We start from the raw sequence: 18,389 nt of genomic DNA on the forward strand, positions 1-18,389 counted from the left end.
CCATTGGGACGAACGAGCCTGACGCAGTTCTCTGGAATTGCAAACGCTCTTACTATTTCACGTCTTGCCGACCTCGCCGTGGCATCAACTCGTAGGATATTCTGACGTCTTGCTCTTACGTTTGCACTGCTCACGGCACGTCTCCAGCGGTGACCGGCTCTGATTTCATTATAACTACTAGTCAAACAAGGTAAAATTTACCCGATCTTGGCCCATTGGCCGCTCTTGGCGCTGTCGAGGACCGCGTCGCAGACCTTTTGCGATTCGAGCGCGTCGCGGAACGTCGGCGACGCTGGCACACCCTTGCTCAATCCTTCCAGGAAGTCGGCCACCTGGTGAATGAACGTGTGCTCGTAGCCGATCTGCAGGCCCGGCACCCACCAGTGCTTCATGTACGGCTGGTCGCCGTCCGAAAGGTGAATGCTGCGCCAGCCGCGGAGCGCGCCCTCGTCGCGGTGATCGAACCATTGCAGTCGATGCAGATCGTGCAGATCCCACCGGAGCGATGCCTTCTCGCCGTTGACTTCCAAGGTGTACAGCGCCTTGTGACCGCGGGCGTAGCGCGTGCTTTCAAACGTCCCCAGCGAGCCGTTATGGAACCGGCATAAGAAGGCGCAGGCGTCGTCGATGCCAACCTTTTCCACCTTGCCCGTCAGATTGTGCTTCCGTTCTTTGACGAACGTCTCGGTCATGGCGGTGACGGTGTCGATCGAGCCGTTCAGCCACAGCGCGGTGTCGATGCAGTGGGCCAGCAAGTCGCCGGTCACGCCGCTGCCGGCGGCGGCGGCATCCAAGCGCCACAGTGCCGCGCCACCCTGCGGCAGATCGGCCGAGATCGTCCAGTCCTGCAAGAACAACGCCCGGTAGTGGAAGATGCGTCCCAGCTTGCCCGAGTCGATCAACTGCTTGGCCATGGTCACGGCCGGCACGCGGCGGTAGTTGTACCAGACCATGTTCGGCACCTTGGCCGCTTCGACCGCGCGACACATCTCTTCGCCTTCGGCGGTGTTCATGGCCAGCGGCTTTTCACAAAGGATCATCTTGCCGGCCTTGGCGGCGGCGATGGCGATCTCTTTGTGCAAGTTGTTCGGCGTGCAAATGTCGACCGCGTCGATATCCTTCCGCTCGAGCAGCTTGCGCCAGTCGGTTTCGACCGACTGGTAGCCCCAGTTGTCGGCGAACGCGCGAACCTTTTCCGGGTCGCGCGCACAGACCGCCTTGAGGACCGGCTGGTATTCGAGGTCGAAAAAGTGCCCCACCTGGCTATAGGCGTTCGAGTGGGTGCGCCCCATGAACCCATAGCCGACCATGCCGATGTTCAACGGCTTCTTCATTGCGGACCTCGTGAGATGCGGGATGTCAGAAGTTGCGAGCGTGTCCAATGTTCGGTGTGGCGCGGCAGGTTGCTAGCCAGTCGCGGGCCAGCGCGGCGCGTGGCCCTTGAAAATAGGCGTTCGCGGCCCCGGTTTCTAGCCCCCGACGCTGGGCGAGTGGGCAAGCTTTCTGGTTGCAATTCGCCGGGCGGCGGGTGACATTATCAGTCCCGCCCCGTTCCCCCCAAAGGTTCGTCGCTACTCTGGGAAGGAAGCTCGCATGTCACCGGTTCTCGCCCGTCGTCCCGCCGCGCCGCGCCGACAAAGTGGATTCACTTGGCGAGTGTTGCTCGGCCTGGCGGCAATGCTGCTCGTCGCGCGCGTGACCCCGGCCGCCGAGACGCCCAACGTCGTGCTGATCGTCTCGGACGATCAAGGGAGTGACGACTACAGCTTTCTGGGCCACCCACACATTCGCACACCGCGGCTCGATCGGTTGGCCAGCGAGAGCCTGACCTTTCGCAACGCCTACTCGCCGTGCAGCCTCTGTCGACCCAGTCTGGTGACGATGCTCACCGGGCTATACCCCCATCAGCACGCCATCACCAGCAACGACCCTCCCTTACCTGGTGATAAAAAACGCAACGCCGAGAAAGACCCCACCTTCCTGGCTCAGCGTCAGCAAATGATCGCCAAGCTCGACGCCTGTGCCACGCTGCCGGGGTTGCTGGGCAAGCTGAACTACGCGAGCTTTCAGACCGGCAAGTGGTGGGAAGGCGACTTCCGCCGCGGGCGTTTCACCGCCGGCATGAGCCTGGGTGGCCGGCATGGCGACGCCGGCCTCGACATCGGCCGCAAGACCATGCAACCGATGTACGATTTCATCGACGCGAGCGTCGCCGCCCGGCAACCGTTCTTCCTCTGGTACGCGCCGATGTTGCCCCACACGCCGCACGACCCGCCGGCCGAACTGTTGGCCAAGTATTTGCCGCTGGCACCGAACGAAGCGGTGGCCAAGTATTGGGCCAACGTCGAGCGCTTCGACACGACCTGCGGCGAGTTGCTCGACTTTCTGGACCAGCGCAAGCTAAGCGACAACACTCTGGTGATCTACGTCACCGACAATGGCTGGATTCAATCGCCCACGGTGAATAAGTACGCCGCTCGCTCCAAGCAATCGCAATACGACGGCGGCTTGCGCACGCCGTTGATGCTGCGCTGGCCGGGGCACATCAAGCCCGCGAAGAGCGACCAGCGGGTGTTGACGATCGACATCGCGCCGACCGTGCTCAAGATCGTCGGCCTCGACCGCATGCCGACCATGCAAGGAGTCGACTTGCTCGACGCCTCGGCCCGTGACGAGCGGCGCACGATCTACGGCGAATGCTTCACCCACAATGCGGTCGACGTCAATGTGCCCAGCCGGAATCTGCGCTGGCGGTGGTGCATTGCGAACAACCTGAAGCTGATCGTTCCGCAACCGTCGAACGAAGAAGGCCCTATCGAACTGTACGATCTGACCAAGGATCCCGGCGAGACGACCAACCTGGCGCACATCGAGCCGAAACGAGTGGCGGAACTGCGCGAATCGCTCGACGCCTGGTGGCCCGCCACCGAACCGGCAACAGGAGCGTCGCGATGATGCCGAACAATCGCTTATTGTGCGGCGTCAGTGTCGCGATCGTCGTCGCCGGCGCGGTCGCGCTCATGGCGCAGCAGCCCACGTCCACGCCCGCCGGCTCGAACGAGCTACGCTTGCCGGCCACCGCGCCGGCCGATGCGCCCAAGACAATGCTCACTCGCGACGGCTTTACAATGGACCTGATCGCGGCCGAGCCGCTGCTGACCGATCCGGTGGCGATGGCTTATGACGAAAATGGTCGCGCCTGGGTCGTCGAGATGAACGACTACCCGTACGCCGACAAGAAAAACGATCGCCCCTACCAGGACCATTCGCACGACCCGCCGCTCGGTCGCGTGCGCATCCTCGAAGACACCGACGGCGACGGCCGGTTCGACAAGAGTCACGTCCTGGCCGAAGAGCTTTCCTGGGCCTCGGGCATCGCCCTGTACGACGGGGGCGCGTTCGTGGCGGCCACGCCCGACCTGTGGTACGTGAAGGACACCAATGGGGACGGCCGGGCCGACATTCGCCGCAAGGTGTTCACCGGTTTTCGCAAGCTGAACGTCCAGGCGATTATCAACAACCTGCAGTGGGGGCTCGACAATCGCATTTACGGCGCCGGGGCGAGCAACGGCGGCGTGATCGAAAACCTGGCCGCTTCGAGCGGCGGCAAAGGGGCGAAGCCTGCCACCCTCGCCCGCAATGACTTTGCCTTCGACCCGCGGCAACTCGAAATCGGCCTGCTCAGCGGCGGCGCGCGGTTTGGCAACGCCTTCGACGACGATGGCAATCGGTTCATCTGCAACATTCGCAATCCGGCGCAACATGTCGTCCTGCCGGCCCGATATCTGGCCCGCAACCCGTATTTGCCGCTGGCTTCGGCGGTGCAGGACGTGGCCGCCGGTGGCGACACGGTGAAGGTTTATCGCCGCAGCCCGCCGGAACCGTGGCGGGTGATCAATGCCGAGCGGTTGGCCGCGGCGGGCAATGTGCGCACGCCGCGCAGCGAGAGCGCCGCGGTCGGCTACGTGACCTCGGCGGCCGGTGTGACGGTCTATCGGGGGACCGCTTACCCGCCGCAATACTATGGCAATTTGTTTATCGGCGAAGTGGCCGGCAACTTGATCCATCGCGAAATCCTCGCGCCGGTCGGGCCGACGTTCGTGTCGCATCGCGCGCCGCGCGAACAGGAAGTCGAGTTCGTCGCCTCGACCGACAACTGGTTCCGCCCGGTCAATTTCATCAACGCGCCGGACGGCACCCTGCACGTGCTGGACATGTATCGCGAGACGATCGAGCATCCTTGGTCGATCCCGGATGACTTGAAGGATCAGCTCGACCTGCGCAGCGGCGCCGATCGTGGCCGGCTCTATCGGTTGAGCCCGCCGGGGTTCAAGGCCCCGCCGCCGCCGAAGCTGGGCAAGGCTCGCGTGGCCGAGCTAGTAGATCAGTTGGCCAACCCGAACAGTTGGTGGCGCGAGACGGCCCAGCGGTTGTTGTTCGAGCGGCAGGACATGACCGCCGTGCCGCTGTTGCGTCAATTACTGCAAGAATCGTCGTCGCCGCTGGCTCGATTGCACGCGCTATACACCCTGGTCGGGTTGAATGCGCTCGAACGTGATGATTTGGTCCGGACGCTCAAGGATCCAGCTCCTGGCGTGCGCGAACATGCGGTGCGCCTGGCCGAGCCACGATTGCGCAACGACCCGCGCCTGCTCGAGAAGGTGTTGACGCTGACCGACGACGAAAGCGCATGCGTTCGTTTTCAGGTCGCCCTGTCGCTGGGGGGAGTCGAAGCACCCGGGGTCGCCGAAGCGCTGGTCGACATCATGCAAATCGACATGGGAGACGTGTGGATTCGCTCAGCAGTCCTCAGCTCGCGTCCCGCGATGGCCGGCACGTTGCTGACCGAATTGTGGGACGATGCCGCGTGGCGGCGTCACCCGGCGGCGGCGGCCGTGGCCCGCGACCTGGCGTTCGTGGTCGGGGCCATGCGCGACGAATCGCACGCCCGCGAGTTCCTGGCAATGCTCGGCAAGGTCGAACTTTCGGGCGATCAGCAGACATTGCGGATTGCGGCCCTGGTCGGCTTGGGACAAGGGGCGAAACGCAGTCGCGTGGCGCTGACCACTTGGACCAAAGAATCCGGCGCGCAGCAGGCCGTGAGCGAGACGCTGGCTGCGGCGGCAGCCTTGGCGCGCAACGCACAAGCCAGCGCCGAGACGCGCGAGTTGGCGCTCGCGGCCCTGGCGCTCGCGCCCCTGGCCGAGTACCGAGACGTCTATGCCGAGTTGCTCGGCTCGCGTCAGACCGCTGCCGTGCAATTGGCTGCTGTGAAGACCCTGGCCGGCTTCGACAGTCCGGAAGTGCCGCCGCTGTTGATGGCCAATTGGGCCAGTTACACGCCAACGATGCGGAGCGAGATCGTCGAGGCATTGTTAACGCGGCCTGGCTTTTTGGACCCGTTGTTGTCGGCCATTGAAAGTGGCGGCGTGCCGCGCAGCTATGTCAGCGCCCCGCGCCAAAAACTTCTGCGCGAGCACAAGGATCCGGCCGTGCGCAGCCGAGCCGAGAAGCTGTTCGATGCCGCGCGCGCGGGCGGTCGACAGCCGATCATCGCCAAATACGAACCAGCGCTGAAGCTGTCGGGGGACGCGACCCGCGGATTGACGGTCTATCAGCGCGAGTGCGCCCAGTGTCACCGCTGGCGCGAGCGCGGGTTTGACGTTGGTCCGAACCTGGCCACGATCCAGCATCGCAGCCCGAGCGAACTGCTCGTCGCGATGTTGGACCCGAACCGGGAAGTCGGCCCGAACTTCGTGCAATACATCGCCCAGTTGGACGACGGCCGCGCGGTCACGGGGTTGATCGCCAGCGAGACGCCGACGAGCATCACCTTGAAGCGTCAAGAGAACCAGCAAGAGACGGTGCTGCGGCAGGACATCGACGAGTTGGGAAGCACCGGCGCGTCGCTAATGCCCGAGGGACTCGAGAACAAGTTGACGCCGCAGGACGTGGCGGATGTGATTGCGTTGTTGCGGGGGAGGTGATTTCGTCAGTTGTCCGTTGTCAGTAGTCAGTTGTGGGGGAAGCGTTTGATGGCATGCGATCTTCACTGAGCGCGAAGCAAAGTGCAACTGACGACGGACAACGGACCACTAACAATTCGCAACTGACAACTGACTAAGAACCGAGGACATCCAATGATCTGGGATCTGCATTGCCACTTGAACGGGCTGGACGGGCGCACGCCGGGCGAGCGAATGGCCAGGCTGGTCGAGATTGCCGACCGGATGGGCATCGAGCGAATGTGCGTCTACATGGGCTGGCCGTTCAGCCAGGATCCCAGCCCGGCCCGGCTGCGCGAAGAGAACGACATGGTGCTCACGGCGCTCGAACACTGGCACGATCGGGCGTTCGGATTCGTCTATGTCAGCGCCAAGCACGTCGAAACCAGCCTGGCCGAGATCGACCGTTGCGTGGCCAATGGCCCGATGGTCGGCATCAAGCTGTGGGTGGCGCGTCACTGCAACGAAGTCGAGATCGATCCGATCATCCGCCGCGCGGCCGAGTTGAAGGCCGTCATCTTTCAACACACCTGGGCCAAGACCGACGGCACCCAATACGCGGGCGAATCGACGCCAGCAGAATTGGTGGCGATGGCCCGGCGGCATCCCGACGTGAAGTTTATCTGTGGCCACACCGGCGGCACGTGGGAGATTGGCGTTCGCACCGTACGTGACGAAAAGAACGTGCTGGTCGATCTGGCTGGGTCCGACCCGACGAATGGCCTTACCGAAATGGCCGTCCGCGAATTGGGGCACGAGCGGGTCATTTACGGCAGCGACGCCGCCGGCCGCAGCTTTGCCTCGCAACTGGCCAAGGTCCGCGGCGCGCGTGTTTCGGACGCGGCCAAACGCGCCATCTTCCGCGACAACTTGCGAAACCTGATGTTGCCAATCCTGCGCGACAAGGGGGTCAAGGCATGAAGCCGATCATCGATACGAACGTGTACCTGGGCTCGTGGCCGTTCCGCCGCTTGTACGGCAGCCGGCTTGATGAGTTGCTCGAGAAGTTGCGCGCCTCGGGCACGGTCCAAGCCTGGGCCGGCAGCTACGACGGGCTGTGGCAGCGCGACCTGGCGGACGTCAATGAACAGTTGGCCAAGACCTGCGCCGGCGTGGCCGACAAGTTGCTGGTGCCGTTCGGCGCGGTGAACCCGACGTTGCCCAACTGGCAAGACGACGTCCGCCGCTGCCACGAATTGCACAAGATGCCGGGCATTCGGCTCAATCCTAATTACCACGGCTACAAGCTCGACGCGCCGGAGTTCGCCGAATTATTGGCCGAGGCCGAGCGCCGCGGCCTGATCGTGCAGATCGCGCTCAGCATGGAAGACGAGCGCACTCAGCCGGCGCTGGCCCGAGCGCCGCACGTCGACGCGACGGGACTCGGCAAGCTGCTGGCGGCGACGCCGAAGCTGCGGGTGGTGATCTTGAACGGCTTTCGCGCCATGCGAATCGAACAGGCGTCAAAGCTGGCCACGGCCGGCCAGGTCTGGTTCGACATCGCCATGTTGGAGAGCGTTGAGGGAGTGTCGAAACTAATCGCCGCGGTCGGGCTCGATCGGATCGTGTTCGGCTCGCATTTCCCGTTTTTCTATTACGAATCAGCGGTGCTAAAGTTGCAGGAGTCGGCGCTGGCCCACGAGGCTTGGGCCGCCGTGGCCGAGAAGAACGCCCGGGCACTCTTGGCACAGTCGGCCTAAGGTGCGCGCCGTTTCGCACGCATTTGCTCGCCGTCCGCTTGGGCAGTGGGTCAGTTTGAATCTAAGACGTTGGGTGGCAGGGTCAGAGCGCAGCGATGGCCCTGTGATGACGGTTCGGGGCCATCACTTCGTTCTGACCCCGCCACCCCGCTTCAGCAAACTAACCCACTACCTATCCCCGCGGGGGTTTTGCTTGGCGGCCGGTTTGGAATAGAGTGGAACGGTTCACCTCACCGCTTCGTTCCTGGCTCGCCAGCACATCATGACCGATTCCGTCATCAGCGTCCGCGGTCGCAGTGTCGCCCTGACCGGCGGCTATCTGTTGATGCTGGCCGGCGCGGTCGTGGCGTTCCTGGTGATTCGCCACTTCGGCGAGCAGCTTGCTCCGCCCGTGGCCGCGACGACGGTCGAGGCGGCATCGACCGCGACGGCCAAGAGCGCCGGTACTCCGGCCGCAAAGGCGCTGAGCAAAGGGGAAGTCCTGTTCCACGTCCTGCTGGCTTTGGCGGCGGTGATGGCCACGGGACAAGTGCTGGGCTTCGTCTTCAAATACTTGCACCAGCCGCCGGTCATCGGCGAAGTCGTGGCCGGCATCTTGCTGGGGCCGTCGTTGCTCGGACGGATTTCACCGGACGTGGCGGCGTACGTCCTGCCGCCGTCGGTCGCGCCTTACCTGGGTGTGATCGCGCAACTGGGCGTGATCCTCTACATGTTCACCGTCGGGCTCGAGCTGAACGCCGACCTGCTGCGCGAGCGTGGACATGCCACCGTGGCGATCTCGCACGCCAGTATTGTCTTGCCGTTCGTGCTCGGTTCGGCGCTGGCGTTGTTGATCTTCACGCAACTGGCGCCGGCCGGCGTGCCGTTCACGTCGTTCGCGCTGTTCATGGGTATTTCCATGTCGGTCACGGCGTTTCCCGTGTTGGCCCGAATTCTCGGCGACCGGCAAATGACCAAGACCGAACTCGGCGTGCTGGCCCTGACCTGTGCCGCGACCGACGACGTGACGGCCTGGTGCTTGTTGGCGCTGGTCGTCGGTTTGGCCGGGGCAACCTTTGGTTCGGCGCTGGCGACCATTCTGCTGGCCGTGGCGTTCATCGCGCTGATGTTTCTGGTGGTGCGGCCGCTATTGGTTCGTTTGATTCCCCCCGACCGCGGGCAAGCGATCTCGCGAGTCGTCGTCGCCAGCGTGCTGGCGGCAGTGTTCCTGTCGGCGCTGGTCACCGAATGGATTGGTGTTCACGCGATCTTCGGCGCGTTCTTGCTCGGCGCGGTCATTCCGCACGACAGCGCCATCGCCCGCGAGATGATCGGAAAACTCGAAGACCTGGTGGCCGCGGCCCTGCTGCCGGCGTTTTTCGCCTTTACGGGCATGCGCACGCAAATCGGCCTGGTCGCGGGGGCCGAGCAATGGCTGTGGGTCGCGGCGATCATCGTGGTGGCCACGCTCGGCAAGTTCGGCGGCTCGGCCGCCGCGGCGCGGCTTACCGGGTTGAACTGGCGCGACGCCACGGCGCTCGGCGTGTTGATGAACACCCGCGGGCTGATGGAGTTGATCGTGCTCAACATCGGCCTCGATATGAACGTCATTTCACCGACGCTGTTCGCGATGATGGTGCTGATGGCGCTGGTAACGACGATCGCCACCTCGCCGGCGCTGGCCCTGTTGGGCATCCGTGGAGCCGCGTCGCGTTGAGATTCGTCGCGCGACCTCAAGTTGAGGGTAGCCCTGACAACTTGTTGTCGGGGTTGCGCAGCAACAAGAGGGAGCAGTGTGGGCGTCGCGCAAGATTCATCGCTGTTGTACTTGGGCCTCTTGTCGCTAACGCGACCCGGACAACAAGTTGTCCGGGCTACCTGACGCTATCACTGCGTCGAACTTGCCCCAATTGCTCGCGACGCAATTGCAATTGGTTAGACCTTGGTGAATGCGTTGACGCCCTGGCCGCGCGGTTTCTATAACGACCGCGCCTGGGTCCAATTCCCTTCGCTTGCCGCAAGGAGGCTGCCATGCCGGTGCGGGGATATCGCCGCGCCGCGAGTCGCGCGCTGTTCCTGAAAGAATTCTTCCGCCAAGGGATGAGCGTGGCCAGCATCACGCCGTCGAGCCTTTGTCATTCGGGTTGCGGGCTTCCTCATTCCCGCCGAGTTTTTCCCACGGACCAAGGGAATCCCGTTCCTGGCCGCACCTTGGCAACCTCTGGGCGGGGGAAAGTGAATTCACTTTAATCTTGGCGCGCCCCAGGTTAAAATGGCCGCCTGCCCGCCTTGACTCCCCATCTTGGTTCACGCCCCGCCTGGAGTGGTTTCCATGTTGCGATTATTTGCCGTCACTGGCTGCGCCCGCGTTCTAGCTGGTGCAATCGCGTTTGTGTTCTGGGGCAGCCTCGCCGTCTCGGCCCGGGCCGAGGGCTTGTCCCCCGAGGAAGCTCTGCGCAAGTTCAACACCGCCGCGGGCTTCAGCATGGAACTAGTGGCGGCCGAGCCGATGATCCGCCAGCCGGTGGCCATGCAGTTCGACCGCCGCGGACGGATGTGGGTGATTCAATACCTGCAGTATCCGAACCCCGCCGGGCTCAAGGCGGTGAAGGTCGACAACTACCTGCGGACCATTTACGACCGCGTGCCCGAGCCGCCGCCGAAGGGGCCCAAGGGAGTCGATCGGATCACGATCCTCGAAGACACCGACGGCGATGGCCGCGCGGACAAGACCAAGGATTTCATCAGCGATTTGAATCTGGCCACTGGGCTGGCGATTGGCTACGGCGGCGTGTTCGTCGCCCAGACGCCTTACTTGCTGTTCTATCCCGACCGAAACCGCGACGATGTTCCCGACGGCGATCCCGAAGTGCTGTTGTCAGGCTTCGGCATGGAGGACTCGCACGCGGTGCTCAACTCGCTGCAGTGGGGGCCCGACGGCTGGCTGTACGGCGCGCAAGGAAGCACCGTGACGGCGCACATTGGCGACCTCACCTTTCAGCAAGGCATCTGGCGCTATCACCCAGTGACCAAGAAGTTCGAGCTGTTCGCCGAGGGGGGCGGCAATACCTGGGGCGTCGATTTCGATCGGCACGGCAACATCATTGCCGGCACCAACTACGGCCAGCGGGCCATGTTGCACCAGGTGCAGGGCGCCTACTACGAAAAGAACTTCGGCAAGCACGGCGAGTTGCAAAACCCCTATGCCTTCGGCTATTTCACGCACGCTCCGTACAAGGATTTTGTCGGCGGGCATGTGACGATCGGCGGCATTGTCTACCAGGCCGACGCCTATCCGTATTACCTGCGCAATCAGTATCTGGCCGCGAACGTGTTGTCGAACGCGATCAACTGGCACCGCATCGAGGTCGATGGTTCGACGTTCAAGAACAGCCACGGCGACCAGTTGGTAACGACCGACGATCAATGGTTCCGCCCGGTCGATTGCACCGTCGGGCCGGACGGACAGTTGTACATCGCCGACTGGTACGATCAGCGCGCCAACCACGTCGACCCGCGCGACGACTGGGACAAATCAAACGGACGCATCTATCGCTTAAAGTACAAGGGCGTACCGCCGGCCGCACCGTTCGACTTGGACAAGACGCCGACCGAAGCGCTCGTGAAGATGCTCGGGCACAAGAACGACTGGTACGTTCGCCAGGCGCGGCAAGTGCTGGCCGAGCGCAAGCCGAGCGAGATTTGGCCGGCGCTCGAGCGCGATCTGCGTGGCATCGACGAGCACCGGGCGCTGGAATCGCTCTGGACGTTGTACGTCACCGGGGCGTGGGACGAGAAGCTGGCGCTACAGGCCTTGGGGCACGGCGCCGCGGACGTGCGGACCTGGGGCGTGCGCTTCCTGGGGGACGATCGGACATTGACACCCGACGAACGGGACCGGCTGATCGCGCTCGCCGCCAGCGAGCAGCATCCCACAGTGCGCTCGCAGTTGGCTTGCACCGCCAAGCGGCTGAATGCCAGCGACGGGCTGCCGATCGTGGCGGCCATGCTGCGCCACGCCGACGACGTGAAGGATCCGTTCATTCCACTACTCTTGTGGTGGGCGATCGAGGACAAAGCGACCAGCGATCGGGAAGCGGTGCTCAGCCTGTTCACTGACCCGGCCGCGTGGCAGTTGCCCCTGGCGCGGCAAGCGATGATCGAACGCCTGGCGCGGCGCTATTGCGCCGCTGGCACGCCGGCCGATTTCGATTCGGCGGCCCGGCTGTTGTCGCTGGCCCCCAGCGCGCAAGACGCCGAGCTGGTCTTTGCCGGCATGACCGAAGGGTTGCAAGGTCGCCGCTTCGAATCGCCGCCAAAGCAGTTGGCCGCGCCGATTGCCGAAGTCTGGTCCAAGGGGCATCACACGTTGCCGCTGTTGAAGTTGGCGCTGCGCGTCAATTATCAACCGGCGCACGATCTGGCCTTGGCCCGGGTCGCCGACGCCGGGACGCCCGAGAAGGAACGACTGGTGCTGATCAATCTGGTCGGACAGGTGGCCGGGACGGAATGCGTGCCGGTGCTGTTGGGTGTGGTCGAGCAGCCTAAGGCGTCGGGCAAGGTGCGGAAAGAGGCGCTGTTGGCTCTGCAACGATTCAACGATCCCAAGATCGCCACGGCGCTCGTCAAGTTGTACCCGGCGCTGCCGGCCGACTTGCGCAGCGTGACGCGCAGCCTGTTGTGCGCGCGGGCGGCAGGCGCGCAATTGCTGTTGGCCGAAGTCGACGGCGGGCGGATGGACCCCAAGGAGATCGGCACCGAAGAGTTGCGCCAGATTGTCGGCTTGAACGTCGCCGACCTGACCAGGCTGGTCGAGAAGCATTGGGGCAAGATGGGACAAGCCACGCCCGATGAAAAGCGGGCCTTTATTCACGGGGTGAAGACTTCGCTCAAGCTCGCGCCGGGAAATCCCGTGGCGGGCAAGGAGGTGTTCACCAAGGTTTGCGCCACGTGCCACAATCTGTTTGGCGAAGGGAACAAGATTGGGCCCGAGTTGACCGGCGCCGATCGCAAGAACCTGGACTTCCTGCTGACCAGCCTGGTCGACCCCAGCGCGGTCATCCGCAAGGATTATCTGTTGTACCAGGCGCTGTTGAACGATGGCCGCTCGCTGAGCGGGTTGCTGGTCGAAAACACGCCGGCCACGGTGACCTTGCTCGACGCGAAGAACCAGCGGACCACGGTTGACCAGGCCGATATCGACCAGTTGGAGCCGGCGCCGTTGTCGATGATGCCGGAAAAACTGCTCGATCCGCTCTCAGCCCAGCAAGTCCGCGACCTGATCAGCTATATTCAAAGCGCGGGGCCGCCCGGCGCGGCCGCCGCCGCGGCGCGCTGATCGCCCCACGTTGACCACGTGGGCCAGCGAGCGCGCCTGGCGCTCCTCGGCACGTGGAGAGTTGATCGATGCTTCGTTGGGCGATGTCGCGTTTGTGGTGGAACATCACCACGCTGATCGGTCACTGGAACGAGGACGAATGTTCCTGGCGGAGCGCCGCGGTGGCGTTCTATGGGGCGTTCTCGCTGTTTCCGGTTTGCCTGATGACGCTGGCGGGGCTGGGGATCGTGGCCCGGCATTCCGACGCCGTCCAATCGGGACAGGCCCAGTTGATCGAACTGATCGAAGAGAGCAGCAGCCCCTGGATGGCCCAGCAAGTCGGCCAAGTGTTGTCGCAAATCCGCAGCGACGCCGGCATCGGCGGCCCCGTCGGGATTGGCGCGCTGCTGATCGCCGCCATCGGCATCTTCCTGCAGATCGACGCCACGCTCGATCGCATCTGGCACGGGCCGGCTCAGCCGTCGGGTGGCTTCTGGCGCTCGGTGCGCAACCTGCTGGTCAATCGGCTGGTCGCGTTCCTGTTGATGCTGGGACTCGGGGTGGTGTTGGCGGTCGTGCTGATCGCGAATCTCTCGCTGAGCAGCTTCGAGCAATACTTGGGCGACTCTTCGGCGGCGTTGTTCCTGTGGCAGGCGCTGCAGCGCGCGCTGACGCCGCTGATTTACATGCTGGTCTTTTTGCTGATCTACCGCTTCATGCCCAAGGCCAAAGTGCTGTGGTGGCACGCCTGGCAAGGGGCGATTCTGGCGGCCGTGGCTTGGTGGTTGGGACAACTGGGGCTGCAATGGGTGCTGGTCGGCGATCACTACAGCGCCTACGGCGTGGTCGGCGCGTTCATGGGCATTCTGGTCTGGCTCTATTATTCGAGTGCCGCGCTGTTTCTGGGGGCCGAGTTGGTGCGCCTGCGCGGCCAGCAAATGCGCGAGCGGGAAGAAGCCAAAAGTCGGCCGCCCAAGTGAGTCGGCGAAAGGAATCTACAAAGGCGCCTGGCGATGGCTATAATGGGTGGCATGACACCGCGACTTAACAGCGAGCTTTCGGCGACCCTCAAGCAGCAGCAAGGGGGGCCGCTCGAAGTTCAGGACGAGCTAGGCCAAACCTCGTACGTGATTGTCAGCAAGCAGGACTATCAACTGCTGCTGGAACGCAAATTCCAGGAATGGTTACAAGTCGGGCTCGATAGCTTAGATAGCGGCCCGTGCGTCGAATGGAATTTGGAAGAGTTCTTGGCGGAAGCTCACCGTCGTTTCGAAGCACGCCAAGGCGATCATGCCCAGGGTTGAGCTATCGCCAGCGGCCGTTCACGATCTGCACGAGATCTGGACGTACATTGCCGTTGAAAACCACAGTCAGAGCGCAGCGGATCGGCTGTTGGCAAGAATCAACGACGTGCTGAAGCTGTTGTCTGAACAGCCAGAGATGGGCGTCTCACAGGCACGACACGCGATGGAAATGCGGTCCTTTGTCGTGCAGAACTACGTCATCTTCTATCGCCCTCTGGCCGATGGCGCGCTCGTGATTCGCGTCCTGCATGGCGCTCGCAAGTATGGAAACTTGTTCGAGTAGAGCCGTTGCTGACTTGCCCTACGTCGCCGCAATGCGCGGCTTGGGCGTTTCGGTGGTGAACGGGCTCAGCCGCTCGGTCGGACGGCCGCCGGCGGCGAGAATGCGATTGATCGCGTTCAAGAACGCTTTCACCGCCGCTTCGACGCTGTCGGTTGAAACGCCGCGGCCCCGGTAAAGCTGGCCCTGGTATTGCACCTCGACGGTCACCTCGCCCTGGGCGTCCTTGCCGACCGAGACGCTGTGGACGTTGAAGTCCTTGCAGTCGACCGAGATGCCGGTGATCTCCTCGATGGCCCAGAACAGCGCGTCGAACGGCCCGTCGCCGGCGTTCACGTCGCGCACCGCGCGTTGCTGACCCCGTTCGAGGGTCAGTCGGACGCTGGGCACCTCGTGGCTGTGGATCAGCAGCCGGTAATCGGTCAAGGTCCAGACGTCTCCACTGTCGCGAGTGTCCTGCTCGATCAGCGCCACCAGGTCGGCGTCGTAGAGTTCCTTTTTCTTGTCGGCCAGTTGTTTGAACTGGTCGCAAACGGTTTGCAACTGCTCGGACGTCAGCTCATAGCCCAGCGCCTTGGCCCGATCGGCAATCGCGGCCCGGCCGCTGTGCTTGCCCAGCACCAGGTCGGTCTTGGCCAGGCCCACATCTTCCGGACGCATGATCTCATAGGTCGAGCGCTCCTTCAGCATACCGTCCTGGTGAATGCCGGCTTCGTGAGCAAATGCGTTGCGGCCGACGATCGCCTTGTTGCGCTGCACCAGCATCCCGGTGATCGATGACAACAGCCTGCTGGTCGGTACCAGGCGCTGGGTATTGATGCGGGTCGTGGCCCGATAGTAGTCCGAGCGCGTGCGGAGCGCCATCACGACTTCTTCCAGGGCGGTGTTGCCGGCCCGTTCGCCAATGCCGTTGATCGTGCATTCGATCTGGCCGGCGCCGTTTTCGACGGCGGCCAGACTGTTGGCCGTGGCCAGCCCCAGGTCGTTGTGACAGTGAATGCTGATCACCGCCTGATTGATGTTCGGCACACGCTCGCGCAGCGTGCGGATGACGTTCCCCATGTGGGTCGGCGTGGCGTAGCCGACCGTGTCGGGAATGTTGACGGTGGTGGCCCCAGCGGCAATGGCGGCTTCGACCACTTCACAGAGAAAATCAATCTCGGTTCGCGCGGCGTCCTCGGGCGAGAACTCGACGTCGGGGCAATAGCCGCGGGCCAACTCGACGCCGGCCACCGCGCGGCGAATGATCTCGGCCTTGTCCATCTTGAGCTTGAATTCGCGATGGATGGCGCTGGTCGCCAGAAAAACGTGGATGCGCGGCTTCTCGGCCCCTTGCAGGGCGGCCCAGGCGCGGTCGATGTCCTGCGAATTGCAACGAGCCAAGCCACAGACCGTCGCGCCGCGAACTTCGCCGGCAATGGTCTTGACCGCTTCAAAGTCGCCCGGCGAGGCGATCGGGAAGCCGGCCTCGATGATATCAACCCCCAACTCGACCAAGGCGTGAGCCAGTTCGAGCTTTTCGTTGGTGTTCATGCTGCAACCCGGCGATTGCTCGCCGTCGCGCAGCGTGGTATCGAAAATCTTGATGTTGCGTGGCTCGGCCATAGCTTGCAGCCTTCCTCAACTCGGGGCGCTTCGATGTCCGGGCCGCGGACCCGGGACCATCCATCCAATCGTATTCTATGCCTTGCGGGCCCCCTCAGGAATGTCTTGCCAGGGACAAGGTTCGCGGTGATTTCGGCTTTGTCCGGCAAGTTTTCGGCGCGTTAGAAGCGGCAAAATCGGCCCAAGTTGTGCCGGACGGTTGGGCTGACCGGGCTGACAGATGCAATCGCCCGCTCGGCGGCGTACATTAGAACGGCAATCTGCCGGCGGTTCGCTCTCACCCTGATTTTGACGCCATGTCCATTCGAGCCTGGTGGCAATTACGCCAATTGGCGTCTGACGATCCATTAACTTGGAACACCGCCGCCGACGCGCTCGAGCGGATGGGCCAGGGGGCCGCCACGTCGCTGGTCGGCGCGCTGCGCGACGAGCGCTGGGCCATGCGGCAACGCGTCGGCGATCTGCTCGTCAAGCTGGGCCGTCCCGCCGTCGAACCCCTCAAGGAAGTGCTGGCCGACCGGGGGCAAGAACAGCGCGACATCGCGGTCAACCTCTTGGCCCGAATCGGCGCTCCGGCCGTCGAGCCCTTGATTGCCGCGGTGCGCGGCGGTTCGACCACGCTCCGTTCGGCCGCCTCGCGCGCCCTGTTGAAGATCGGCCCGCCGGCCGTGCCGGCGCTGATCGAAACGCTGGACAACCTCGACGGCGACGTTCGCTGGTCGGCCGCCAACACGCTGGCGCAATTGAACGATCGCCGCGCCGTGCCGGCGCTGATCGCGCGCCTGAATGACGATGACTACACCGTCCGCTCGGCTTGTATCGAAGCGCTCGGCGCGCTGAAAGACGAAGCCGCCGTCGAGCCGCTCGTCGCGCTGCTTGCCGATGACAACTCGCTGGTCGTGCTGGCCGCGGTCCAGGCGCTCGGCGCCATCGGCAGCCGCCGCGGCGTGCCAGCGCTGGTCCAAGCGGTCGAGCATCAGCGCGGCCTGGTCCGCGCCGCGGCGGCCGAGGCGCTGGGCAAAATCGGCGACCCCGCCGCGCTTCCATCGCTGATCGATGCCACCACCGACGAAGGCTGGCTACAACGGGCCTCGGTGGCGACCAGCTTGGGGGGCATCCACGACGCCCGGGCTGTTACACCGTTGACGAAGTTACTTAGCGATCCGGAACGCCACGTGCGCGAGGCGGCGGCCGTGGCCCTGGGCGCGCTGGCCGACGCGGCGGCGGTCGAACCGTTGAGCCACGCCTTGGCCGATCAGGACGCCAACGTGAGGGGGGCGGCGGCTGACTCGCTGGGCCAACTCAAGGACGCGCTGGCCGTCGCGCCGTTGATCAACGCGCTGGCCGATCCAGCGCCGGAAGTTCGTCGAATGGCCATGCAGGCCCTGGTCGAGGTGGGCCAATCGGCGGTGCCACTGTTGGTCGAGGCGCTAACCGACGCCGACCGCGTGGTGCAGCGCGGCGCTTCGGAAGCGCTCGATCGAATTGACCCCAATTGGAGCCAGTCGGCCCTCGCCCAAATCTCGGTTACCGACGTGGTCGAGGCGCTTGAGACCGGCGAGTTGGACGTCCGGCTGGCCGCGCTCGAGACCTTGGAAAAACTGCAAAGCGAGGAATCGGTCGAGCCGGTCCTGAAAGCGCTGAAGGACAGCGACTGGCGAATGCGGCGCGAAGCGATTGACGCGCTGGCACGTCAGCGCGACCCGCGGATCGAACCGGCCTTACTCGCGGCGCTTGACGACACCGATCGCATGGTGCGGCTGGCGGCGATCGACGCCCTGGGGCGCGTCGGGACAGCCGCGGCGCTCGAACCGCTGGCGGCGCTGGCCGGCGACCGGTACTGCGCCGGCACCGTCATTCGTTCGTTGGAACGCTTGCTGCCGCGCGTGGCGGCCAAGGCTTCGGACGAAATGTTGCAAAGGCTGGCGACCCTGCCCGACGCCGAACAGGACTGGTCGCAATACACCGCGGCCGCCCAGGACGACCAGTTCGAGCACGTCGAGAAAATCTCCTGTGCCAAGATTCACAAGCTGGCCCACGACGAAATCGAACGCCGCAGGTAACACTTCACGCGCCCCACGCCAGCACCGCTAGCTGCATTTCCAAGCCGGCGACTTGGTCGCCGATTTGCGGTAGCACGTCCGCCGGCTAAGTCGTCGCTCTTCTGGCCCCGCTTGCTGCTCTTCGCGCCGCCGGCGC

Annotated in this window: 12 protein-coding genes; 10 read left to right on the top strand and 2 right to left on the bottom strand. The window is 64.0% G+C overall.

Going from position 1 to position 18,389, the window contains the following annotated elements; all coding sequences use genetic code 11:
* Nucleotides 1–197 precede the first annotated feature (197 nt).
* Entirely contained in the window at nucleotides 198–1,334 is a 1,137-nt protein-coding gene (locus tag JSS27_11965; GenBank protein MBS0209657.1) for a Gfo/Idh/MocA family oxidoreductase, read from the bottom strand.
* Between the two features lie 259 nt (nucleotides 1,335–1,593).
* On the opposite strand from JSS27_11965, the gene JSS27_11970 reads away from it, so the two are divergent.
* From JSS27_11970 to JSS27_12010, 9 genes are all read left to right on the top strand, one after another.
* Complete coding sequence (locus JSS27_11970; protein ID MBS0209658.1) at nucleotides 1,594–2,955, top strand: sulfatase; 1,362 nt, start codon at nucleotides 1,594–1,596, stop codon at nucleotides 2,953–2,955.
* Nucleotides 2,952–5,987 (top strand): c-type cytochrome, encoded by a 3,036-nt coding sequence (locus JSS27_11975; protein ID MBS0209659.1) that lies wholly within the window; start codon nucleotides 2,952–2,954, stop codon nucleotides 5,985–5,987. Before JSS27_11970 ends, JSS27_11975 begins: the two co-directional genes overlap by 4 nt.
* Before the next feature lie 153 nt (nucleotides 5,988–6,140).
* Complete coding sequence (locus tag JSS27_11980) at nucleotides 6,141–6,926, top strand: amidohydrolase family protein (GenBank protein ID MBS0209660.1); 786 nt, start codon at nucleotides 6,141–6,143, stop codon at nucleotides 6,924–6,926.
* Nucleotides 6,923–7,705 (top strand): amidohydrolase family protein, encoded by a 783-nt coding sequence (locus JSS27_11985; GenBank protein MBS0209661.1) that lies wholly within the window; start codon nucleotides 6,923–6,925, stop codon nucleotides 7,703–7,705. Before JSS27_11980 ends, JSS27_11985 begins: the two co-directional genes overlap by 4 nt.
* Nucleotides 7,706–8,030: 325 nt before the next feature.
* The gene (locus JSS27_11990; protein ID MBS0209662.1) at nucleotides 8,031–9,401 is read left to right on the top strand and encodes a cation:proton antiporter; all 1,371 of its coding nucleotides are present in this window, start codon (nucleotides 8,031–8,033) and stop codon (nucleotides 9,399–9,401) included.
* Nucleotides 9,402–10,016: 615 nt separating this feature from the next.
* Nucleotides 10,017–13,022 (top strand): c-type cytochrome, encoded by a 3,006-nt coding sequence (locus JSS27_11995; protein ID MBS0209663.1) that lies wholly within the window; start codon nucleotides 10,017–10,019, stop codon nucleotides 13,020–13,022.
* 68 nt (nucleotides 13,023–13,090) lie between these two features.
* Nucleotides 13,091–13,981: a YihY/virulence factor BrkB family protein gene (locus JSS27_12000; protein ID MBS0209664.1), complete on the top strand. Its 891-nt coding sequence runs from the start codon at nucleotides 13,091–13,093 to the stop codon at nucleotides 13,979–13,981.
* A gap of 33 nt (nucleotides 13,982–14,014) precedes the next feature.
* The gene (locus JSS27_12005) at nucleotides 14,015–14,305 is read left to right on the top strand and encodes a hypothetical protein (GenBank protein ID MBS0209665.1); all 291 of its coding nucleotides are present in this window, start codon (nucleotides 14,015–14,017) and stop codon (nucleotides 14,303–14,305) included.
* Nucleotides 14,292–14,588: a type II toxin-antitoxin system RelE/ParE family toxin gene (locus JSS27_12010; protein MBS0209666.1), complete on the top strand. Its 297-nt coding sequence runs from the start codon at nucleotides 14,292–14,294 to the stop codon at nucleotides 14,586–14,588. The genes JSS27_12005 and JSS27_12010 overlap by 14 nt, the downstream gene beginning before the upstream one ends.
* A gap of 18 nt (nucleotides 14,589–14,606) precedes the next feature.
* Here JSS27_12010 and JSS27_12015 read toward each other — a convergent pair whose 3' ends face one another.
* Complete coding sequence (locus JSS27_12015; GenBank protein ID MBS0209667.1) at nucleotides 14,607–16,190, bottom strand: 2-isopropylmalate synthase; 1,584 nt, start codon at nucleotides 16,188–16,190, stop codon at nucleotides 14,607–14,609.
* Between the two features lie 296 nt (nucleotides 16,191–16,486).
* Between JSS27_12015 and JSS27_12020 the strand changes: the two genes are divergently transcribed.
* Nucleotides 16,487–18,253, top strand: a complete 1,767-nt coding sequence (locus tag JSS27_12020; protein MBS0209668.1) for a HEAT repeat domain-containing protein — start codon at nucleotides 16,487–16,489, stop codon at nucleotides 18,251–18,253.
* Nucleotides 18,254–18,389 lie beyond the last annotated feature (136 nt).

Source organism: Planctomycetota bacterium (assembly GCA_018242585.1).
In the GTDB taxonomy this organism is placed as follows: domain Bacteria; phylum Planctomycetota; class Planctomycetia; order Pirellulales; family PNKZ01; genus JAFEBQ01.